The organism is Paeniglutamicibacter sp. NPDC091659, from assembly GCF_044756805.1.
GTDB lineage: Bacteria > Actinomycetota > Actinomycetes > Actinomycetales > Micrococcaceae > Paeniglutamicibacter.
On the sequence record NZ_JBIVTO010000006.1, the window covers coordinates 45,827 to 67,402 of the forward strand.

At 67.6% G+C, this 21,576-nt stretch carries 18 protein-coding genes; all 18 read right to left on the reverse strand.

The genetic code is table 11. The features are described 5' to 3' along the window. Nucleotides 1–66: 66 nt before the first annotated feature. Nucleotides 67–531 (reverse strand): DUF3817 domain-containing protein, encoded by a 465-nt coding sequence (locus ACIQLF_RS12155; RefSeq protein WP_400298572.1) that lies wholly within the window; start codon nt 529–531, stop codon nt 67–69. Continuing rightward, nucleotides 528–1,457 (reverse strand): SURF1 family protein, encoded by a 930-nt coding sequence (locus ACIQLF_RS12160; protein ID WP_400298574.1) that lies wholly within the window; start codon nt 1,455–1,457, stop codon nt 528–530. Before ACIQLF_RS12160 ends, ACIQLF_RS12155 begins: the two co-directional genes overlap by 4 nt. Nucleotides 1,458–1,617: 160 nt before the next feature. Further along, complete coding sequence (locus ACIQLF_RS12165; protein WP_400298577.1) at nt 1,618–2,124, reverse strand: PTS sugar transporter subunit IIA; 507 nt, start codon at nt 2,122–2,124, stop codon at nt 1,618–1,620. A 294-nt stretch (nt 2,125–2,418) separates the two neighbouring features. After that, complete coding sequence (locus ACIQLF_RS12170; protein ID WP_400298579.1) at nt 2,419–3,567, reverse strand: GuaB3 family IMP dehydrogenase-related protein; 1,149 nt, start codon at nt 3,565–3,567, stop codon at nt 2,419–2,421. 90 nt (nt 3,568–3,657) lie between these two features. Continuing rightward, nucleotides 3,658–4,899, reverse strand: a complete 1,242-nt coding sequence (locus ACIQLF_RS12175; protein ID WP_400298582.1) for a DUF4872 domain-containing protein — start codon at nt 4,897–4,899, stop codon at nt 3,658–3,660. 205 nt (nt 4,900–5,104) lie between these two features. Continuing rightward, nucleotides 5,105–5,923, reverse strand: coding sequence for a class I SAM-dependent methyltransferase (locus ACIQLF_RS12180; RefSeq protein WP_400298585.1), 819 nt, complete (start codon nt 5,921–5,923; stop codon nt 5,105–5,107). A 247-nt stretch (nt 5,924–6,170) separates the two neighbouring features. Further along, on the reverse strand, nt 6,171–7,676 hold the full coding sequence (gene guaB / locus ACIQLF_RS12185) for an IMP dehydrogenase (RefSeq protein WP_400298590.1): 1,506 nt from the start codon (nt 7,674–7,676) through the stop codon (nt 6,171–6,173). A 165-nt stretch (nt 7,677–7,841) separates the two neighbouring features. Beyond that, nucleotides 7,842–8,912, reverse strand: a complete 1,071-nt coding sequence (locus ACIQLF_RS12190; RefSeq protein ID WP_400298591.1) for a hypothetical protein — start codon at nt 8,910–8,912, stop codon at nt 7,842–7,844. A 196-nt stretch (nt 8,913–9,108) separates the two neighbouring features. Continuing rightward, nucleotides 9,109–9,783, reverse strand: a complete 675-nt coding sequence (locus ACIQLF_RS12195; RefSeq protein ID WP_400298594.1) for a hypothetical protein — start codon at nt 9,781–9,783, stop codon at nt 9,109–9,111. Nucleotides 9,784–9,865: 82 nt separating this feature from the next. Further along, complete coding sequence (locus ACIQLF_RS12200; protein WP_400298596.1) at nt 9,866–11,527, reverse strand: glycoside hydrolase family 10 protein; 1,662 nt, start codon at nt 11,525–11,527, stop codon at nt 9,866–9,868. Between the two features lie 127 nt (nt 11,528–11,654). Beyond that, nucleotides 11,655–13,769: an acyltransferase family protein gene (locus tag ACIQLF_RS12205; RefSeq protein ID WP_400298599.1), complete on the reverse strand. Its 2,115-nt coding sequence runs from the start codon at nt 13,767–13,769 to the stop codon at nt 11,655–11,657. Nucleotides 13,770–13,974: 205 nt separating this feature from the next. Then, nucleotides 13,975–15,588: a chaperonin GroEL gene (groL, locus tag ACIQLF_RS12210; protein WP_400298602.1), complete on the reverse strand. Its 1,614-nt coding sequence runs from the start codon at nt 15,586–15,588 to the stop codon at nt 13,975–13,977. A 61-nt stretch (nt 15,589–15,649) separates the two neighbouring features. Next, complete coding sequence (gene groES, locus ACIQLF_RS12215) at nt 15,650–15,946, reverse strand: co-chaperone GroES (protein WP_071213005.1); 297 nt, start codon at nt 15,944–15,946, stop codon at nt 15,650–15,652. Between the two features lie 182 nt (nt 15,947–16,128). Next, on the reverse strand, nt 16,129–16,395 hold the full coding sequence (gene csrA / locus ACIQLF_RS12220) for a carbon storage regulator CsrA (protein ID WP_400298605.1): 267 nt from the start codon (nt 16,393–16,395) through the stop codon (nt 16,129–16,131). 40 nt (nt 16,396–16,435) lie between these two features. After that, a complete protein-coding gene (locus tag ACIQLF_RS12225) occupies nt 16,436–17,617 on the reverse strand; it encodes a hypothetical protein (protein ID WP_400298608.1) in 1,182 nt (393 codons plus the stop codon). Continuing rightward, a complete protein-coding gene (locus tag ACIQLF_RS12230) occupies nt 17,595–19,649 on the reverse strand; it encodes a flagellar biosynthesis protein FlhA (protein ID WP_400298611.1) in 2,055 nt (684 codons plus the stop codon). The genes ACIQLF_RS12225 and ACIQLF_RS12230 overlap by 23 nt, the downstream gene beginning before the upstream one ends. Then, the gene (locus ACIQLF_RS12235; RefSeq protein ID WP_400298613.1) at nt 19,646–20,815 is read right to left on the reverse strand and encodes a flagellar biosynthesis protein FlhB; all 1,170 of its coding nucleotides are present in this window, start codon (nt 20,813–20,815) and stop codon (nt 19,646–19,648) included. Before ACIQLF_RS12235 ends, ACIQLF_RS12230 begins: the two co-directional genes overlap by 4 nt. Continuing rightward, a complete protein-coding gene (locus tag ACIQLF_RS12240; protein ID WP_400298616.1) occupies nt 20,812–21,576 on the reverse strand; it encodes a flagellar biosynthetic protein FliR in 765 nt (254 codons plus the stop codon). The genes ACIQLF_RS12235 and ACIQLF_RS12240 overlap by 4 nt, the downstream gene beginning before the upstream one ends.

Genomic DNA, 21,576 nt, shown 5'->3' on the forward strand with positions numbered 1-21,576 from the left:
GCCCCGGCCTGCGCTCACCGAGGTGAATTCAGGCCGGGGCCGCCGCAACGGGTTCCGAGAAGGGGTTCAGTAGCGCTTGGCCGCCTGCGGGTGCGAGGCGAGTTCGCGCTCGACCTCGCCGTGGACCTTCTTCTCCATGTAGAAGGACAGCAGCGGGACGACGCCGCCCAGTGCGATCGTGATGAAACGGCTGAACGGCCAGCGCATCAGCGACCAGAGGCGGAAGTCGGCCAGCAGGTACACGACGTACATCCAGCCGTGGACGATCAGGATCGCCAGGGAGATGTTGATCCCGTCGGTGATGTCGGCGCGGTTGACCAGGCCGACGGCGTTGGAGCTGCCGTCGAGCAGGGTGCCGCCGACGAAGAGCTCGACCTTGAACGCCATCTTGAGGATCATCTCGGCGCAGAGCAGCAGCAACATCACGCCGGTGGAGTAGGCCAGCACCTTGTAGAAGTTCGAGGCGCTGCGGATCTGGGCCGGGGTGCCGGCAAAGCGGCGCACTTTGGGGGTGGAGGTTTGCTCGGTCACTTCTGGTCCTCGTTCTGGTTCTGGGTGTGGGTCGGAATTTCGGTCGTTGCGCGGGGGGCCTCGCGGGAGGAGCCTGGGTGGCCGGAGTGGTCCGACTCGGCGGCCAAGGCGCTGAGCCTGACTTCGTCGCGGTAGACGGCGGCCGGGTCAAGGCCGGCGGCGATGGCCGCGGCGTCGGCGATGTCCTCCTGCTCGCGGCGGTAGTCGTCGGCCACCAGCCGGTACCAGAGGAAGACGGCGAAGCCGGCGAAGACCACCCATTCGATGCCGTAGAACACGTTCAGCCAGTTGATCTGGCGCTCCTGCGGCTGCGGTCCGACGGTGACCTGGGCCAGGCCGGAGGCCGCTGCGGACTGGTCGGCGCCGTCGGCACCGGTGACGGGCCCGGCGACCAGGAAGCCGCTGTAGGACGGCACGTCCCACACGTTGATCAGCTCGGCCACCGAGAGCGAATCGAAGCTGGCCTTCCGCTGGTCGCGGGAGACGGGCGCCTCGGTGGGCAGCAGGCGCCCGGTCAGCGAGAGCTCGCCGGACGGCGCCGGGGCGGGGGTCGTTTCGTCGGGCTGCCAGCCGCGGACCACGGGGACGGTGTTGCCGTCCGGCGCGCCGACGACCTTGAAGGCCGCGACGACCCAGTAGCCCAGCTTGCCGTCCTCCAGCCGGTTGCCCACCAGGATCTGCTTGCCGTCCAGGAAGCGGCCGGTGGCGGTGACCATCTGGTCGGCCTGGTAGGCCATCAGCACCTCGGTCGGCTTGAGGTGGGAGGTCAGCGGGACCGGCTTCTCCGTGGTGGTCACCGGAGGCGGCGCCTCGGTGGCGGAACGGTTGAACTGCCACTGGCTAAGCAGGACAAAGCCCGTGGCAACCAGGAGGGCGCCGACCAGGGACAGTATCCAGCGGGGTTTGAAGGCAGTTTTCAGCACCATACAACCGTACTTCGGTTGGGCGTGCCAGCGCGAATGGAACCAATCCCCCGGCCCGTTCGTTCGCGCGAGATGCGCCACATGCACGGGGTTGCCGTGCGCCCGCCAGCGACGGGCAAGAAGAGCAGCCGGGTACCGAACCCGGACGCGGGCACGCGGGCCGTCAGACCGTTGAGAAGTCGATCGTGGAGTTGACCAGTTCGGCGATGACCTCGGCGTCGTTGGCCCGGCGCAGCGAGGTGCGGAAGGAGTCCTTGGACAGCGAGCGGGCCAGCGCCGCGAGCATGTTCAGGTGTGCCGAGTAGCTCGAGGCGGGGGTGGCAAGCAGCAGCACCACGTGGGCGGCGCCGTCCAGCGCACCGAAGTCGATCCCCTTGCCGTAGGCCACCACGCCCACGGCGATGCTGGTGTCGGCGGCGTGGGCGGAGCGGGCGTGCGCAATGCCGATCCCGCCGGGCAGGCCCGTGGCCAGCTGGTGTTCGCGCCGATCGACCTCGGCCAGGAACCCGTCGAGGTCGGCGATGCGCCCGGCCTCGAACAGCCGGGCGCCGAGGGCGGCCACGGCTGCCTCGCGGCTGGGCGCATCCAGTTCCAGGACCACCAGGTCCGCGGTGGTGACGGGCTGCGCCTCGGGCGCCGGGTGCTGCGACTGGGGTGTTGGCATGGGCATCGATTCAGGGGGAAGCGGGCGGGGACGGGTGCGGCAGGCGGGACCTTTCGGGCGCCGGACGCGGCCCGCACATGTGTCGAAGCGTACACGAGGCGGGGCGTCGCGACACCGGTTTTTCGCCGGTGCGGCCGCAGGCGTGTCTACCTGGTGTCGTCGTCGTGTCGTCATCGTTTCGTCGTGCGGGAAACGCAAAGGCGACCGGCTTCACGTGCCCGCGGTGCGGGAACATGTTGCACGGTCGCCTTCGACGATGTTGATCGGCGGTGTTTCCTGCCGGTGTTGCAGGGTCCTGCGTTAGTCGGCTTCGTAGGGTGAAACGACGACGTCGACGCGCTGGAATTCCTTCAGGTCCGAGTAGCCGGTGGTGGCCATCGAGCGGCGCAGCGCGCCGACCAGGTTGGAGGTTCCGTTGGTGTGGTGCGACGGGCCGAAGAGCAACTGCTCCAGCGGCGCGACGGTGCCGACGTTGACCCGGTCCCCGCGGGGGTTGTTCTCGTGGGTGGCCTCCATGCCCCAGTGCCAGCCGGCGCCCGGTGCTTCCTCGGCGCGGGCCAGGGCGGTGCCCAGCATCACGGCGTCGGCGCCCATGGCGATGGCCTTGACGATGTCGCCGCTGGTGCCCAGGCCGCCGTCGGCGATCACGTGCACGTAGCGTCCGCCGGACTCGTCCAGGTAGTCGCGGCGGGCCGCGGCGACGTTGGAGATCGCGGTGGCCATCGGCGCGTGGATGCCCAGCGCGCGGCGGGTGGTGCCGGAAGCGCCGCCGCCGAAGCCGACCAGCACACCGGCAGCGCCGGTGCGCATCAGGTGCAGGGCCGGGGTGTAGCCGGCCGCGCCGCCCACGATGACCGGGACGTCGAGCTCGTAGATGAACTGCTTGAGGTTCAGCGGCTCGTGGTTCTTGGACACGTGCTCGGCCGAGACCGTGGTGCCGCGGATAACGAAGATGTCAACGCCGGCGGCGACGACGGTCTTGTAGTGTTCCTGGGTGCGCTGCGGGGTCAGCGATCCGGCAACCGTCACACCGGCGTCGCGGATTTCCGCGAGGCGTGCGGTGATCAGCTCGGGCAGGATCGGTGCCGAGTACAGTTCCTGCAGGCGGCGGGTGATGGCCGGGTCGAAGTGGCCGTGGGTGCCGGCCGATTCCAGCGCGGCGATTTCCTCGAGCACCTTGGTCGGATCCTCGTAGCGGGTCCAGAGGCCCTCGAGGTTCAGCACGCCGAGGCCGCCGAGCTTGCCCAGGGCAATGGCGGTGGCCGGGGACATGACCGAGTCCATGGGTGCGCCGATGATGGGGGTCTCGAACGCGTAGGCGTCGATCTGCCACTTCACCGAGACATCGTGCGGGTCACGGGTGCGACGGTTGGGAACAATCGCCACATCGTCAAGGGAGTAAGCCTGGGCTGCGCGCTTGGAGCGGCCGATTTCAATCTCATAAGTCACCGAACCAGCCTACCAGTACGGGTGGGCGGCGGGGGTTCCGGGTTCTCGTCATGACACGGCTCCCCCGCCGCAGCCCACATCAACAGCCCGCTATGCCAGCTCCGCCAGGGTCTGCGCCAGCGCGGTGGCGGCGGTCTCCTCGGCCTGGGCGATGACCTCGAGCTGGTCGGCCAACGTGGCGAAGTGCTCCGAACGCTTCTCCGGGTCGATGTCCGGGTCGATCAGGTCGGTGAAGACGATCCAGTCCTGGGCAAGGTGCGCGTAGTCGGGCGCGTGGGCGGCAAGTGCCTCGAGGCCCGGCAGGGTGGATGCCTCGGTGAGGAAATCCGCGTACTGGCCGCGCAGGCCGCCCACGCCGCCGAAGCGGGTGTCGGTGAGGAAGCCGAGAACCTGGTTCAGGCCGGATTCGAGGCGCTCGGGGTCCTCGAAGATCCGCGTCCAGCCCTTCTTGGTGTCGGTGTCGCGCAGGCGGTCGGCCCAGTTGTTCATGCCGGCGACGCCGAAGTTCTTGGAGAAGTGCGCGGGGATTCCCTCCAGCTCGCGGGTGCCCAGCAGGCGCCCGGTGGTCTGTGCGATGGCCTCGCGCACGTTGGCGGCGAGCAGCTCGGCGGACGGGCCGGCGCTGGTGGGGATCCAGGCCTGCCAGTGTTTGTCCTTCTTGCGCTTGGCGCGGGCGATGGCCAGGTCCTCGGGCGAAATCGGGGTCAGCGAGCCGGATCCGTCATCGACCAGCAGGTCGTCGCCGTGTTCGCCGACGACGACCAGGTCGATCGAGTCCGATTCCTCGACTGCGTCGCCGTCGATCCAGGGCAGCGCCGCGACTGAGGCGCGCACCACGACGGCGCGTCCGGCGTCCAGCCCGGCATCCAGGTAGTCGGCGGCCAGGCGGGCGCTGCCGGTGGTGCGCTCGTTGGCCTTGACTCCGCAGCGGGCCAGCAGGTTTGCGGTGTACGGCTCCGGGTGGGCGCGGGTGACGACCGTTGCCGTGGTCACCGTCTCGTATTGGAAGGTGAAGGCCATGAAGCCGATGCCGCCGGCCAGGCCGGCCAGCAGCGCCTCGGAGAGCGGCTCTTTGGTCAGCGGGTGGGTGACCCCCGCCTGGGTGAGCACGCGGTGCCAGAGGGCCGCGTCGTACTGGGTGACGTTTTCCGGGGCCGGGTACTCGGGAAGCTCGGCTTCCTCGGCCGCGGCGGCCGCCTCGGCGGCCTCGACAGCGTTGACCATGCGTCCGGGCTTGGCGGAGAGGATGTGCTTGCGGGCTGTGGTGTAGCTTTCACCCGTGCGGTCCATGCGGTCGCGGGTGAGCTTCTTCAGGTTTTTTGGCTGAGCCATGGTGTTGTCCTTCTTGCGTGCGCGGGGCGCGGGTTTTTCCCGCACGCCAGGGGGCAGCGCCACTGAAACATTCTACGTGGGCGCCTCAAATCATGCTTGTCCGCAGGTTTCCGCCCGGGCCCGCTACCAGGCAGGGGTGCCGTGCGCCAGCGCTGCCGGCCGCGGTTGGGCGGGGTTGGGCGGGGCTCGGCCAGGGCGACGGGCCCTAGACCGGCCGCACGGCGACAAGCAGCCGGGGCGCAATCGCCCCGGACTTCATGGCCTTGACCGCGTTGCCGATCCGGCCCGCGGGATCGCTGCCCAGCAGGATCGGGGCACCGAGCGGCATCGGGTTCCCGCCTTGGGCGGCGCCCTGTTCGGCCATGAGTTTCAGCGCCAGTGCGCTGCGGTCGTTGTCCTCCGTGACGATGAACCCCGCCGTGCGCAGCTGGTTTCGGTAGACATCGTCCGATTCCACGTACGAACTTTGCGCGGCGTCGGCCCAGGGCATCGGGTAATCGAGGTTGTTGGTTCCCATGAGGTCGTAGATACCGAACACTCCCCCGGGCCGCAGCAGCCGGTGTACCTCGGCGAACACCGCGCCCTTGTCGGCGATGTTCATGCCGACATGGATCATGGTCGCCGCGTCGAAGCTGCCGCTGGGAAGCCCCGTGTCCTGTGCGGGCGCCTGGACCATGGTGATGGAGCCGGCCATGCCGCACGCAGCGTTCAGCTCCCGGGCCAGGACCACGAACTCGTTGGTGACATCGACCCCCGTCACCACGGCGCCGAGCGTCGCGAAGGCCCTGGCGGGACCGCCGATTCCGCTGCCCACGTCCAGCACCCGGGTGCCAAGCCCGATGCCCACGGCCTGGGCGACATCCAGGGTGGCGGCCTTGCCTCCGCTGTGGAAGTGGTCCGCTTCCCCCAGATCGGCCGGCTGCAGTACCGCCGGTTCCATCCCGGAACTCCTCAGCGCGGCGTGGAGCCGTTCGCGCAGGTCCCCGGTGGTGTAACGACTGATGGATTGTTCGGTGTCGCTCATCGCCAACTCCTTGGACAGGCGGGCCCGGTTCCCGTGGAAGCACGGCGACGTCAACCCGTCAGTTGACCCCATGATAGGCCTTGGCATGCATGCAGTCACCGGTCGCGCTGACCCAAACCACCGAGACGGGCAGGGCGGCCGCATCCAGGCCGACGTGCAAGGGGCCTCCCCACGGCCCGGAAACGGCCAAAGGCCCCGTTTCTCCCCCGGAAAGGGAAGAAACGGGGCCTTTGTTGACGGCTGAGTCTTAGCGCGAACGGTAGTTCGGGGCCTCGACGGTCATCATGATGTCGTGCGGGTGCGATTCCTTCAGGCCTGCGGCCGTGATGCGAACGAACTTGCCGCGGTTCTTCAGCTCTTCGATGTTGTGGCCACCCACGTAGAACATGGTCTGGCGCAGGCCGCCGACCAGCTGGTGTGCCACTGCGGACAGCGGGCCGCGGTACGGGACCTGGCCTTCGATGCCCTCGGGGATGAGCTTCTCGTTGGACGGAACGTCCGACTGGAAATAGCGGTCCTTGGAGTAGGAGGTGTTCTTGCCGCGGGTTTCCATGGCGCCCAGCGAACCCATGCCGCGGTAGGCCTTGAACTGCTTGCCGTTCATGAAGACCAGGTCGCCCGGGGATTCGGCGGTGCCGGCGAGCAGCGAGCCGAGCATGACGGAGTTGGCGCCCGCAACCAGGGCCTTTCCGATGTCGCCCGAGTGCTGCAGGCCGCCGTCGGCGATGACCGGCACGCCGGCCGGGATGGCTGCCTTGGCTGCCTCGTAGATCGCGGTGACCTGTGGTACGCCAACGCCGGCGACGATGCGGGTGGTGCAGATGGAGCCCGGGCCCACGCCTACCTTGATGGCGTCGGCGCCTGCGTCGATCAATGCCTGTGCACCCTCGCGGGTTGCGGCCTGGCCGCCGATGACGTCAACGTGTGCAGCCGCCGGGTCCTTCTTCAGGCGGGCGATCATGTCCAGCACGCCCTGGGAGTGTCCGTTGGCGGTGTCGACGACCAGCACGTCGACGCCGGCATCGATCAGTGCCATGGCGCGGTCGTAGCCCTCGCCGAAGAAGCCGACGGCCGCGCCGACGCGCAGGCGGCCGTCTTCGTCCTTGGTGGCCAGCGGGTACTGCTCGGCCTTGTCGAAGTCCTTGACCGTGATCAGGCCCTGCAGCACGTCGTTGCCGTCGACAAGCGGAAGCTTCTCGATGCGGTGCTTGCCCAGCAGCGCGATGACTTCCTCGCGGCTGACGCCCACATTGGCGGTGATCAACGGCATGGCGGTCATCACTTCGTAGACCTTGGTGGTCATGTAGCTTTCGCGCGGCACGAAGCGGGTGTCGCGGTTGGTGATGATGCCCAGCAGCTTGCGGTTCTCATCGACAACCGGCAGGCCGGAAACGCGGTAGTGGGCGCACAGGTCGTCCCACTCGGCGAGGGTTGCACCCGGGTTCACGGTGACCGGGTCGGTGATCATGCCCGACTCGCTGCGCTTGACCTGGTCCACGTGCTTGACCTGGTCCTCGATGGACAGGTTGCGGTGGATGATGCCGATGCCGCCCTGGCGGGCCAGTGCGATGGCCATCGGGGCTTCGGTGACGGTGTCCATTGCCGCGGAAATCAACGGAATGTTGATGTTGATTCGCTTGGTCAGGCGCGTGGTCGTATCCGCCTCGGAAGGAATCACATCCGTCGGGCCAGGAAGCAGCAAGACATCGTCGTAGGTGAGGCCTTCAAAGGCAAAGGGGTTGAACTCAGTCACGGTGGACCTTTCACGCCGGTGCGGGGATTGATTACATCCTAGAACGGTTCCGGGGTTGGCGACATTCCCTTTGGTGCAGGTGTGGCGAACACAACGTTTCCCACCGACACACCGGCGTGTCCGAAAGCGGTTTATGACGTGCCCGTACGGAACAGCAGGTCGCCATCAGTGGCGGGGTCTGGGCCGTCCCCTGCGCAATAAATCGTCGAACGCCTCCCCCGCAGCGGCAAGCTCCCGGGGAATGAACATCCACCCGAGGAATCCGACAACGGCAATCCAACCCATGATCATCGGCGCGTTGTCCCACAGGATTGCCCAGAAGCCCCGGGAATCGGCGAACTCGACGGGGATCAGCCGATCGGGCCAGTCCGGGTCTTCGACCACGGGGATTGTCTCCCCAATGTTGCGGAACAGTTCCCAGCGCAACCCGTGGTCCAGTTCAACGGCCTCCGTACCGAAGCGAACCACCGGGTTCATGCCCTTGCCGCCTAAATCGAGCAACGTAGTGTCCACGACGGGTTGGGTCCTGACCAGCACCCGGTCGTATGCCAGTTCCTCATTCCAACCGGTTCCCAGGACGATGACCACCCCTGTCACGGCGATGACCAGCGCGCCGAGAACCGTTCCGCGGATGCGTATGTCCATGTCGACGAAGTTGATCCGGCCCTTGCCCGCTGCCTCCTTCCTGGATTCCCAGGATTCCCCGAAGCGATCCAGCGCCGCGGACACTCCGTGGGTCGAGTGGCCATCCCACGGGCCTGCCGCCCTGCTTTCGGGCTTTTGGTCCAGCGGTGACTCGGGCCTGTCGGGATGCAGCAATATGTGGTGGCCCAGCCAAAAAACCAGAAGCGAAATCACCACGCCGACTATGGCACCGACCCAGATGTCCTCCGAGGTTGCCTCATGCCAGTCCTGACCGGGAGAAACCACCAGTAATCGTTCGGGGTATTCCGGGTCCCGGACCACGGAGACCATCGTTCCCGCCGGGAATGAAGAGCTGGTCTTGCACGAGGTTTCCGCGCCCACGCGCTGCCCGTGCAGGTCGATCTCCATCCGGCAGGCCGCATAGTCTTCATCGACGAGAACGCCTTCGTCGGTGACTTGGGTGGTGACGATGGCGAAATCCCGTTTGTTGCCTCCCGCCGTCGCTGCGACAACCAGGCCGCTGACGACGAGGGTGAGGACTCCCAACGCCCCGCAGATGAGCCAGCGCCGCGAACGCCTGATCCCCCCCATCCTGTCTGCGGCACCTGAAAAGAAATCCCCGAGCGGTTCGAACGGGTGTTCGTACCACCAAGCCAGGAACGCCAGAAGTGCACGTCCAAAAGGGCCAGAGCTGTTGTTGTCGGGACGGAACGCTTCTCCGCTGTGTCTACCGATCTTCAGCACCCGCCCTTGTCGTGGTGGCTTGATGCCACGGAGTCGGATCCAGTCATTGACGGCAAGCTTCTTGCGATACGGCAGCAGTTTTTTTGCACTGCGCCGTGCGACGCTTTTCTTCCCATGCTTCGATCTCGGGTCCGAGGAAAAACGCCGCGATCATCGAGGAGAAAAATGCCGCTGCCACTCCGGCGGCGACCGCCGTACCAATCCAGTCGCTCGTGGCGTCGTCCCAGTCTCCGGGCTCACCCACGGCAACAGCATGGTTTCGGTCCTTTGGATCCACGACAACCGTGACGTTGTTTCCCACCGTAAGGTCGCGGGCGTTGAACATCCCGTGTTTCAGTCGAACGGGCGTCCCGTCAATGTCGACGTCGACCCATGGACCATTCTTGGGAGCGAACCAGTCGGAACCGCGCTTGACCACCTGTACTTCGCGCGCCGGGATCGTCCGCACGAGCAGGGTTTCCGAGGCCGTGTGGGTGGCCGAGTCATCGGCGGCCCACCAGGTCGTTGCCGCTGCCAGCACGACAAAGGCAGCAACGATCCCCCGGCGAGCGCCGCGAGACCAGGAATGCACCCGCAGAACAATGCGGCCGCCCATGGTCCGCCGGACCCGCTTCCTGCGGGAAGCCTTCTGCCGGCGCAGCCGTTCGGCGGAGCGCCGTGCCTCGCGGAGTTCGGCGCTTTCCTTGCGCTGCGCGCGGGTCATCGTCGGCTTGGCCAAGAACGGGTCCTTCTGGATTCTGTGGGCAGTGGTTGCACAGGCAACGGAAGATGACCCTTACAGGTTACCCAAGGTCGCCCGGTCAGGCCTTGACGAAGATGGCGCTGGCTTTGGCGGAATCCATCCCCGTCTGGCTGATGGCTTGGATCACATAACAATAGAGTTTGCCGCGCACCACCCCGGTATCAGTCCAGCTCTGGGCCGTTGCCGTGCGGGCAACCACCTTGCGCAGGTTTCTGCCGGTGGCCTGGATGTTGGGCAACGTCGAGGCTGTGGATTCCCACCTCCAGATGGCGATGTAGCGGATCCTCTCCCCCGAGCCCGAGGATTTCCAGCTGAGCTTCACCCCGGATGCCGTGCGGACCGCGGTGGTGATCGTCGGGGTCTTCGGGCGCGTTGCCTGCAGGTTCGGCAAGGCCAACGGCAAGGCCGGGCGGGCGTAATGGGCTGCGGCGAGGGTGCCCATGGCGTTCAGGGAGTTCGCGCGCACCGAAGTGGCGTTGTAGAACGCCTGGCCGCGCACCGCCGGCACCGACCGGGTCTTGGTCAGGTGGTCGCTCAGTTCGTTCTTGTCGTTCCAGGCTCCGCCGGCGCCAACCCGGTAGCTGGCTTCCCCGATCATGAGCTTCACCGGGGTCCCGGCAACCTGCTTGGCCCACCAATCCACCAGGACGTTGTAGTCCGCGATCGCGAATCCCTGGTTCCAGTAAAGCTGGGGCAGCATGTAGTCGACCCAGTTGTTCTTCACCCAGGCCCGCGAATCCGCATACAGCGACGTGTAGGCCTCGAACCCCGAGGTTGCCGAGCCCAGGGAGCTGGAGGACTTGTTGCGCCAGATGCCAAAGGGCGAGATCCCGAAGACGACGCGGGGCTTGGTCGCATGGATGGCCTTGTGCACGTCCCGGACGAACACGTTGACGTTGTTGCGCCGCCAGGCGGCCACCGAGGTGAACGACCCCTTGTATGTCTTGTAGGTAGCGGCATCCGGGATGCTCGTCCCCGACGCCGGGTAGGGGTAGAAGTAGTCGTCGAAATGGATGCCGTCCACGTCGTAGCGCTTCACCAGGTCCTTGATGACCGAGATGATGTAGTTGCGGACGGCCGGGATCCCCGGGTTGTAGTAGCGCTTGCCGCCGTAGGCAAAGGTCCACGACGGATTCTTCCGCGCCGGGTGTGTCGCGACCAGCGAGTTCAGGGAAGTGCCCATGGAGACCCGGTACGGGTTGATCCAGGCATGCAGGCTCAACGCCCGCTTGTGCGCTTCCGCCACCGCATAGGCCAGCGGGTCGTATCCGGGGTCCTTGCCCTGGGTGCCGGTGAGGTACTTCGACCACGGCTCGCCCAGGGTCGAGGCCCACATCCTGTCGGCCGTCGGGCGCACCTGCAACAGCACCGTATTGAGCCGGCGCTTCACCGCCAGGTCCAGGAGCGCGCGCAGCTCCGCCTTCTGCGTTGCGACCGGAAGGCCGGATTTGGAGGGCCAGTCGACGTTCAGCACGCTGGCCACCCACATCCCGCGGAACTCGGCGCGTGGGTACTTGGTGTCGAGTTTGGTACTGCGCTTGTCGACCGTGTACATCCGTCCTTGGACCACGGCCGCGCTCGCCGGAGCCGCAATGCCCGTCAGCGGGAGGCTGAGCGCGCCGCCGACCAAGGCGGCAGTGAGGAATCCGCGCCTGTTGCAGCCCGGCTGCAGTTCCGGTTCGGGTCGGACTTGTGGCGTGTCTAGTTCGTCGAGGTACATGGCGCGTCTCCACTTCGGTTTCTGCCCGTCCCGGGGAACCTCGGGGCGTCATTGGCCCAGCATAGGTACCCGGCCGGGCCCACGGAAGCATCAACACGTCACAAGTCGGCCATGACCTCCGATTTTTCTAGTCGTTCGGGTCCATGGCGGCGAGGAAGCGCCGCTCGAACTCCGGGCCGGTGCTGCGCGCGTACACGCCGGTGAGATGCGACTGGTCCATGTAGACCAAGACGTTGCCGATCGCCGGGCGGCAGGTGCCCTCGGGGCAGAGCAGATCCGTCAGGTCCATGGTCGAGAAGTTCTCCCCCAGGGTTCCTCCGGCGGCCAGCGCATCCAGCGGGGAGGACTCGGCCATCAACTCGGACTCGGGTGCCGAGCACTTCTCCGATTCCGCCCCGAACCGGTCCACGCATTCGGGCGGGGAGAGGACGAAACGCGGGGTGTCGCGCAGGCCAACCACCGGTATCCCGGCGTCGAGGAAGGGCCGGATGCCGGCCTCGTAGTCGGGCACCACGTGCTCTTGTTCCCCCGGGGTGCGGCCTTCCGCGTCGGGGCCAAGCGCCGTGAACGTCCCGACCGTGATGACGGCGTCGGGCTTGCGCCCAAGCACGTAGTCGGATGCGGCCTGGTTGAATGCGCCGCATTCCTCGCCGCGGGTCACCGAGGGGCCGCCGAACCGGCATGAGGGCTTGGTCAGCAGGATCCAGCGCCAGCCATGCTTTTGCGCCATGACGTCGACGGCGCCGCTCCAGTGCTGGGCGTGCGAATCGCCCACCAGCAGGATGGTCTTCTCGGCGTCCGGGACTCCGCCCTGCTGGCAATACTCGATGACGTCGTCCTCCGGCGCCCACTCCCCCGCGCAGTCTTCCCCGAAGTTCGACCACTGTTCATCGAGTTTGCTGGTCAGCGGGATCATGACTGCCTGCGGATCGGGGGCCGGGGCGGATCCGGGCTTCAGGGCCGCGGCCCCAGGGTTGTCATAGGGCACCTGCGCCGCGGCTCGGCTTTCCTCCGCGCTGACCTGGTGTTCCCAGCCATTGAGCGGAACGAGCACGACGGCAACGAGCACGGCTATGCCCAGTCCGGCCCGCCGGCGCTTGGCCGAGAGCCACTGCCAGGAACGCAGGGGCGATTCGACGAGGCGTGTGGTGCCCCAGGCCAACAGCAGCGAGAGGAGCATGAGCCCGAGTCCCGCCCCCAGGGAAATGTCCTGGCTTCCGGACTCGACCAGGAAGAAAACCATGACCGGCCAGTGCCACAGGTACAGTGCGTAGGAAACGTTGCCCAGCCAGCCGAGCGCCGGCAACGCCAGCAGCCGCTGCACTCCCCACGGGCTGGCGGGGGCCAGGATGACCGCGGCGGCGGCCATCGTCGGCCACAGTGCAAGGTAGCCGGGGAACTGCTGTTCGACCTGCAGCACCATGCCGCAGGCGAGGATCGCTGCCAGGCCACCCCAGCCCATCGGCACGCCCACCCAGCGGGGAATCCTTTCCAGCAGCGGAAGCGCAATGGCAACGAGGGACCCGAGTGCGAACTCCCAGAGCCGTGCCCCGGTGTCGAAGTACGCCCATTCCTGGCGGCTGGCAGTCGTGCCGATCGAGTAGGCCAGCGAGACGGCGAAGACCGCGGAGAACAGCGCACCCATGACCGCGCGGTAGCCCAACGCCGGGAAGCGGGCCCGCAACGTCTTCCACAGCAGCAGGCCCCCGGCCATGACCAGGGGCCAGAGGATGAAGATCTGCCCCTGGATGGAAAGTGACCAGAAGTGTTGGAGCGGGCTTGCCGTGGCATGGTCGGTTGCGTAGTAGTCGACGGAGTCCCGGGCCAGTTGCCAGTTCTGCTGGTAGAACAGGCTGGCGGTGATTTGCTCCATGATGGAACTCCACCGCGCCTTGGGCAGCAGTGCCATGCTGGCCGCAATGACCGCCAACAGGACCACGACAGCGGCCGGAAGCAGCCGCCGGAAGACATTGAGCCAGTACGAGACCAGCGCCAGTGGCCTGCCGGCCTCGACCCTTCTGACGAAGGCGCCCGTGAGGAAGAAGGCGGAAAGCATCAGGAACACGTCCACGCCGCCGGAAACCCGGCCGAACCAGACGTGGTAGGCCATCACCAAGACGACTGCCAACGCGCGCAGGCCCTGGAGTTCGGGCCGGAACGCGGCGGAGGCCCTGGCGGGACTCGGCGCTGGCCGCACCGGCGTGCCCGGCGCAGCAGGAGATAAGGAAAGCAGGGGGTACATCCTGGGGAGTTGGTTGCTTCAGGCAGGCCCGGAACGGTGGACCTGGGTTTTCAACGATAGCAAACGCCGATTTGCCATCAGCGTGGGCCGGTCCCTGCCGACGCCGCGGACAGACGCAAAATGCCGCCGGCATCCCGGGCTCCCGCCGTTGGCGGGGATCCGGGCGCCGGCGGCATTCATGCCGCTGACACGTATCGGCTACGTGCTAGTGCTTGTGTCCTGCGTGCGAATCGTCGTCCTCGGCCGGCTTTTCGGCAACCAGGGTTTCCGTGGTCAGCACCAGGGCCGCGATCGATGCCGCGTTGCGCAGCGCCGAACGGGTGACCTTGACCGGGTCGATGACACCGGCGTTGATCAGGTTCTCGTACTCGCCGGTCAGGGCGTTGAAGCCCTCGTTGGGGCCCGACTCGGCGACCTTGGAGATCACCACGTAGCCGTCGAAGCCCGCGTTCTGGGCGATCCAGCGCAACGGCTGGACCAGGGCGCGGCGCACGATGCCGACACCTGCAACTGCGTCGCCGGTCAGGGCGAGCACCGAGGCGTCGGTGTCCAGCACTGCAAGGGCGTCGACCAATGCGGTGCCGCCGCCTGCAACGATTCCCTCTTCAAGGGCCGCGCGGGTGGAGGACACTGCATCTTCGATGCGGTGCTTGCGTTCCTTCAGCTCGACCTCGGTGGCTGCGCCGACCTTGATCACGCCGATGCCGCCGGCCAGCTTGGCCAGGCGCTCGGAGAGCTTTTCGCGATCCCACTCGGAATCGGTGCGGGTCAGTTCGGCCTTGAGCTGCGACACGCGGTCTGCAACATCTTCCTCGGTACCGGCACCGTCAACGATGGTGGTCGAATCCTTGGTGATGGTGATGCGGCGAGCCGAACCCAGTACCTCGAGGCCCACGGTGTCCAGGGACAGGCCCAGGTCCGGGGAGACAACCTGCGCGCCGGTGATGATGGCAATGTCCTGCAACATGGCCTTGCGGCGGTCGCCGAAGCCCGGTGCCTTGACTGCCACGACGTTCAGCGTGCCGCGGATCTTGTTCACGACGAGGGTGGAGAGGGCTTCGCCCTCGATGTCCTCGGCAACGATGAACAGCGGCTTGCCTGCGGCCAGCACCTTTTCCAGCAGCGGCAGGAATTCTGCCACGGTGGAGATCTTGCCGGAGTTGACCAGGATCAGCGCATCCTCAAGGACGGCTTCCTGGCGATCGTGATCGGTGACGAACTGCGGGGACAGGTAGCCCTTGTCGAACTGCATGCCCTCGGTGACTACCAGCTCGGTGGCGGTCGTCGAGGACTCTTCGATCGTGATGACGCCGTCGGTGCCCACGGTGTCGAAGGCCTGGGCCAGCAACTCGCCGATTTCTTCGCTCTGTGCGGAGATGGCCGCAACGTTGGCAACCTGCTTGCCCTCGACCGGAACGGAGTTCTCGGCCAGGCGGGCAACAACTGCCTCGACGGCAACTTCGATGCCGCGCTTCAGGGACAGCGGGTCGGCTCCGGCAGCGACGTTGCGCAGGCCTTCCTTGACCAGTGCCTGTGCCAGCACGGTTGCGGTGGTGGTGCCGTCGCCGGCAACGTCGTTGGTCTTGGTTGCCACTTCCTTGGCCAGCTGCGCGCCAAGGTTTTCGTAGGCATCTTCAAGTTCGATCTCACGTGCGATGGTCACGCCATCGTTGGTGATGGTCGGCGCGCCCCAGGCCTTGGCCAGGACAACGTTGCGACCGCGGGGACCGAGGGTCACCTTGACGGTGTTTGCGAGCTTGTCGATGCCCGCTTCGAGGGCGCGTCGCGCCTCTTCGTTAAAAGCTAGCTGCTTTGCCATGCGTTACTCCTTATAAGCTACGTAAAGCCCCGGCCAGGGGCCGGGGCTTTACGAGGAAAAACTACTTTACGACGATGGCCAGGACGTCGCGTGCCGAGAGCACCAGGTACTCTGCACCGCCGACCTTGACTTCGGTTCCGCCGTACTTGGAGTAGATAACGACATCGCCTTCGGCTACGTCTACTGGAACGCGGTTGCCGTTGTCATCGACGCGGCCCGGTCCTACTGCTACGACCTTGCCCTCCTGCGGCTTTTCCTTGGCGGAATCCGGGATGACCAGTCCGGAAGCAGTGGTGGTTTCTGCTTCGAGCGGCTGGACGACAATGCGGTCCTCGAGAGGCTTAATGGAGACGGACATCGTCTCTCCTTTGCGTGAGTTACCAATGGTTTACGGGCCGTTGGGGCGATACCAACCGTCGTCGCGGTGCCAGCTGGCGAATTACCTCAGGCTTTACGGCATCCGTTGAATCAACGAGTGCCACCAATGACTCTAGGCAAGCATTAGCACTCGGTCAAGGCGAGTGCTAATTTTGGGGTCTTTTACGCGCTCGGCGCAGTAGGCCGGGTCGGCTTGGGCGCGGCGGCAAACAGTGCGCGCAGGCGCGCCTCGGCGGCCTCGTCGACGGCTGCGGCGGCCTCGCGGTTGACCTCGGTCACCGCGGCAACCATCTCGGCCCGCTGGATCTTGATGCCCCGGGGCGCGTCGAATCCGATCTTGATCGAATCCCCGCGTACGTCGAGGACCGTCACCACGATGTCCTCGCCGATCAGGACCTTTTCTCCGACTTTCCGGGTAAGTACCAGCACCGGTCAAGCATAGCCCAAACACGCCGTTGACCCGGGACGTCTAGGGCGTCGGGGCGGTGACGTCGAAGACGGGGAAACCCAAGTCCAGCACGGATTCCGGGCTGAGCGTCTCGTTGCAGTGCAGCGCGACCACCGCGTAGACCCGATGGCGTGCGGAGACGTGTTTGACCCATGCCTCGGTGTCCTCGCTCTTGCGGCCCGCGTCCACGGCGAGCCACAGCTGGTCCGGGCCCAGGATCTCCAGCAATTCCAGCTGGTCCCGAAGCGGCTGCAGCGGATTCATCGCCAGGGAGACGACGAGCGGCAGCTGTGCCTCGACTGCCGCCGCGCGCGCCTTGAGGACGCCGCGCCGGTCGGTGATGGTCTGGTGCTTTGCCGCATCGGCATCGAACTTCCCGGCAAGCTCCCCGGCCGGTCGCCGCATGGCCGACTCGTCACCGAGCTGCGCGCCAGCAATGACGCCGTCGCCCCACAGGCCGACGACGGCCACGAGGTCCCCCGGGCCGTCCAACGGCGAGGGCAGGATCTCGTGGCGGGAAGGAACCTGCGACGGAGTTGCACCGGACGGAACCCTGCTCGACGCAAAGGTGCCGGAAGAATCCGTGCCCGACGCAACGGCTGCGGGTTCCACGCGCGCGGACGCCGGCCCCGACGTGCGTGGGGCCGGCGAAGCACCCAGGGGCCCGGCACCGGCAGCGGCGCGGGCGCCCGTGGGCGGCTCGAAGGCGAAGCTTTCCCCGTCGAGCAAACGCGTGAACTCCCCGACGCGGCCCTTGCTGCTTCCGGCCCCGCCCGGGGACACGGAGGCGCCCCCGGACGCCGGGCGCAGGCGGCCTCCGCTCGGTGTTGCAAGCAGTTCCTCCTGCGCATCGGCGCGTTCAAGCAACGCGCTCATCCCGGATCCCGAATCCGGCACTGGCACCGGCACCGGCACCGGCACCGGGGCGACCTTCTTCACTGCCGGTGCCGTAGCTGCCGTGCTCCGAAGCTCCGCGGCCCGCTTCGCCGCGCGCCGCAGCACCGCCGGGGCCGGCGGAACCGCAGGGTCGTCGTCGGGCATCTCGATGATCGCCTCGATGTAGCGCCGGGCCATGAACTTCCCGATGCCGCCCTGGCTCACGCGTTCGGCCGAGGCGATCCGGGCGGTGGGCCCGAACTCGCGCTCGATGCGCTCCCTGAGCTGCTCGAGGTTCTCGGCCTCAAGCCGATATTGCGTCGGCACCGCGCACCACCCCCACGGTCTCGATGTCGGCCCCGCCTACGGTGGCCTCCTGGTAGGACAGCACGGCAAGGCCGCCGCCCTGCCCGCCGACCAGCCGGCGAACCGCGGGGCGCAACGCCGGCGCGCAGACCAGCACGGCGGAGAGCCCGCTGTTTTCCAGCTGCCCGACGATGTCCTTCACCGAGGCCAGCACGGCCTCCAGCCGGTGGGCGTCGAGCATGATCTGGCTGCCCAGTTCCGAGGGGCGCAGGCCCTCCAGCATGCCCTGCTCGAGCGCCGGGTCGATCATGATCACGCGCAGCGTGTTGCCCTCCAGGTGGGTCGCGGCGATCGCGGGCCCCAGCGCGCCGCGGGCGGCCTCGATCAGGCCCTCAGGGTCGGTGCTGGCCTTGGCCCGCAGGGACAGGGATTCGTAGATGCGCTGCAGGTCGTTGATCGGCACGCCCTCCAGCAGCAGGCCCTGCAGCACGCGCTGCACCTCGGCCAGGGACAGCAGCGCGGGCACCAGCTCCTCCACGGCCGAGGGGTTGACGTCCCGCACCGAGTCGGTGAGCACCCGCACGTCCTCGCGGGTGAGCAGGCGCGGAGCATGGGTGTGCACGATCGAGGACAGGTGGGTGACGATCACCGAGACCCGGTCGATCGTGGTGGCCCCTGCCATCTCCGCGTTGTGCCGCAGCTCGGCGGGGACCCACTTGCCGGCCAGCCCGAAGACCGGCTCCACCACGGACGCGCCGGGCAGCGCGTCCAGGTGGTCGCCCAGGGCCAGGATCTTGCCGCGCGGGGCCGTGCCGCGCCCGGCCTCCACCCCGGCGATCCGGATCACGTAGGTGGCCGGCGGCAGGTCCACCGAGTCGCGGGTGCGCACCGGGGGCAGCACCAGGCCCAGTTCCATGGCCACGCGGCGGCGCAGGGCGCGGACGCGGGCCAGCAGGTCGTCGCCTCCCCCGTTGACGACGTCCACCAGGTCCGGGGCCAGCTGGATCTCCAGGGCGTGCACCCGCATCTTCTCGATCAGGTCCTCGGTGGTTTCCTTCTGCGGCACGGCGGCCTCGTTTTGCGCCTGCACGGCCGCCAGCGATGCGTCCTTGGCCTTCTGCGCCTTGATGCGCTGGGCGGCAAAAATCAGCAGGCAGCCGATCAGCACGAACGGCAGCTTGGGCATGCCCGGCACCAGCGCCAGGGCGATCGCTGCGGCACCGGCGATCAGCAGCGCGGTGCGTGACTGCGCCAGCTGGGCCGAGGCCGTGGAGCCCATGTCGTCGGACGCGTTGGAGCGGGTGACGATCATGCCGGTGGACACGGCCATCAGCAGGGCCGGGATCTGCGTGGCGAGCCCGTCGCCGATGGTCAGCAGCGCGTAGGTGTTCAGCGCCTCGCCGACGCCCATGCCGCGCTGCACCATGCCGATCGCGATGCCGCCGACCAGGTTGATGATGATGATGATGACGCCGGCGATCGCATCGCCCTTGACGAACTTGGACGCGCCGTCCATCGCGCCGTAGAAGTCGGCCTCCGCGGCGACCTCGGCGCGGCGCTCGCGCGCCTGCGAGTCGGTGATCAGGCCCGCGTTCAGGTCGGCGTCGATCGCCATCTGCTTGCCCGGCATGGCGTCAAGGGTGAAGCGCGCGCCGACCTCGGCGACACGCTCGGCGCCCTTGGTGACCACCACGAACTGGATGACGACCAGGATCAGGAAGATAACGCAGCCGATGATCAGCGACCCGCCCACGGCGATGTGGCCGAACGCGGCGATCACCTCGCCGGCGTAGCCGTTGCCCAGCACCAGGCGGGTGGAGGCGACGTTCAGGCCCAGGCGCAGCAGCGTGGCCACCAGCAGCAGCGACGGGAAGACGGAGAAGTCCAGCGGCCGCTTGGCGAACATGGTGGTCAGCAGGATCACCAGGGCCAGCAGGATGGACACGGCGATCAGCCCGTCGAGCAGCGCTGCGGGGATCGGAACCACCAGGAGCATGATGATGCCCACCACGCCCAGCGGGACGGCGATCTTGGAGAAACTCGCAAATTTCATGGGGTTTGTTCCTTAGGGGCGGGGCGGGGGTCGGCGGCGTTGGCGGGGGCTGTGGGTTCGGGACCGGGCGGCGGGGGCTGCGGCGGCGTGGGCCCGGGCACCGTGTGCACGCCGCCGGCGGTTCCGCGGGACTTCAGCGTCATCACGAACGCGAGCACCCGGGCCACCTCGTTGTAGGTGTCCGGCGGGATCTCGTCCCCGATCTCGCACACCGCGTGCAGGTTCCGGGCCAGCGGCACGTCCTTGACCATCGGCACCTTGTGGGTGGCCGCCTCCTCGCGGATGCGCGTGGCGATGTTGCCGGCGCCCTTGGCCACCAGCTTGGGCGCGGACTTGCCCGGCTCGTACTTCAGGGCCACGGCCACGTGGACGGGGTTCACGATCACCACGTTGGCGTCCGCGATACCGGCCATCATGCGGTTGCGGCTCATGGCCATCTGGCGGGAGCGGCGCTGGGACTTGATCAGCGGGTCGCCGTCGGAGCGCTTGTTCTCGTCGGTGACCTCCTTGCGGGTCATCCGGGTGTGCTTCCGGTTCCGGCGCATCACCACAAAGACGTCCAGGGCCGCCAGCACCAGCCCGGCGATCACCGAGGCGCGGATCAGCGCGGCGGCGCCACCGGCCCCGGCGCCCAGCAGCGAGGCGATCGGCAGCGAGCCGGACTGCAGGAGCAGCGGCATCAGCGAGGAAACCACGCTCCACAGCACCAGGCCGATCACCACGACCTTGAGCAGCGCCTTGATGCCCTGCCAGAGCGCCTGGAACCCGAACACCCGCGTGAAGCCGCTGACCAGGTTCAGGTTCGACGGGTCGACCTTGAACTTCTTGAACCTGATGCCACCCTGCAGTGCCGCGGTGGCCAGGATGACCACCAGCACGGCGATGAACATCGGCGCCAGCGTCGTCGACAACGAGGAGAAACCCAGCCCCAGCACGTCCACCGCCGCCTGCTCCTGCGGATTGGCGATGACGGCCCGGATCGCGACGAACTGGCCGCGCCCGGCCTCCTCGGCCAGGGTCGCCAGCCCCGGGATCATCAGCGCGGCCGCGGCAATGCCCAGCCAGGCGGTGAGGTCCTGCGAGCGGGTCATCTTGCCCTTGGACCGCACCTCCTTCATGCGCTCGGGAGTGGCCTTTTCGCTGCGCTCCCCGGAGTCCTGGCTCATGCGCCCAACACCCCGCCGAGCGCCTTCAGGGCAGAGCGCACCAGCGCCGAAACCACCGAGGGCAGCAGCACGAACACGGTCCCGGCCAGCGAGAGCGTGAGGAAGATCTTCAGCGGGAAGCCCATGGCAAAGGCGTTCAGCGCGGGGGCCGCGCGGGTGAGCAGGCCCAGGCCGATGTCGGCGAGCACCAGCACCACCAGCAGCGGGCCGGCGATCTGGATCGCCGAGACGAACATCTGCCCGACGCCGTGCGCCAGGTTCCCGGCCACCGCGTCCAGGCCGATCCCGCCGCCCAGCGGGATCGCGTCGAAGGAGCGGAACAGCCCGGCGAGCACCAGCTGGTAGCCGTCGGAGGAAACCAGCAGGGCCAGCGCGGCCCAGTGGAAGTAGCGGGAGAACTGGGCCCCGTTGACCATGGACTGCGGGTCGAAGCCCTGCGCCATGGCGAAGCCGCCAAAGAGGTCGATCAGCCCGCCGGCGCTCTGCACCGCGGCGAAAAGCAGCATCACCAGGAAGCCGAGGGCCGCCCCGGTCACCAGTTCCAGGACCACCGCGGCCAGGAACGGCCCGGTCTCCTGCGGCCGGTAGCCGGTGCTGAGCCGCGGGGTCACGGCCAGCGCCAGGCCCACCGCGAGGGTCGCCTTGATGCGCCCCGGGATGGCGTTGTGGGAAAAGGGCGGGGCGATGACGATGAACGCAGTCATCCGCACCGCCGCCAGGAGCATCGCCTCGAGGGACTCCAGCGGCAGCACCGCCTGCAT

What these genes read in the sequence shown, in the direction of transcription:
- ACIQLF_RS12160 (WP_400298574.1), bottom strand. Translation starts at nt 1,457, where the DNA reads ATGGTGCTGAAAACTGCCTTCAAACCCCGCTGGATACTGTCCCTGGTC.
- ACIQLF_RS12165 (WP_400298577.1), bottom strand. Translation starts at nt 2,124, where the DNA reads ATGCCCATGCCAACACCCCAGTCGCAGCACCCGGCGCCCGAGGCGCAG.
- ACIQLF_RS12175 (WP_400298582.1), bottom strand. Translation starts at nt 4,899, where the DNA reads ATGGCTCAGCCAAAAAACCTGAAGAAGCTCACCCGCGACCGCATGGAC.
- ACIQLF_RS12180 (WP_400298585.1), bottom strand. Translation starts at nt 5,923, where the DNA reads ATGAGCGACACCGAACAATCCATCAGTCGTTACACCACCGGGGACCTG.
- ACIQLF_RS12190 (WP_400298591.1), bottom strand. Translation starts at nt 8,912, where the DNA reads ATGGGGGGGATCAGGCGTTCGCGGCGCTGGCTCATCTGCGGGGCGTTG.
- ACIQLF_RS12200 (WP_400298596.1), bottom strand. Translation starts at nt 11,527, where the DNA reads ATGTACCTCGACGAACTAGACACGCCACAAGTCCGACCCGAACCGGAA.
- ACIQLF_RS12205 (WP_400298599.1), bottom strand. Translation starts at nt 13,769, where the DNA reads ATGTACCCCCTGCTTTCCTTATCTCCTGCTGCGCCGGGCACGCCGGTG.
- groL (WP_400298602.1), bottom strand. Translation starts at nt 15,588, where the DNA reads ATGGCAAAGCAGCTAGCTTTTAACGAAGAGGCGCGACGCGCCCTCGAA.
- groES (WP_071213005.1), bottom strand. Translation starts at nt 15,946, where the DNA reads ATGTCCGTCTCCATTAAGCCTCTCGAGGACCGCATTGTCGTCCAGCCG.
- ACIQLF_RS12230 (WP_400298611.1), bottom strand. Translation starts at nt 19,649, where the DNA reads ATGAAATTTGCGAGTTTCTCCAAGATCGCCGTCCCGCTGGGCGTGGTG.
- ACIQLF_RS12235 (WP_400298613.1), bottom strand. Translation starts at nt 20,815, where the DNA reads ATGAGCCAGGACTCCGGGGAGCGCAGCGAAAAGGCCACTCCCGAGCGC.
- ACIQLF_RS12240 (WP_400298616.1), bottom strand. Translation starts at nt 21,576, where the DNA reads ATGCAGGCGGTGCTGCCGCTGGAGTCCCTCGAGGCGATGCTCCTGGCG.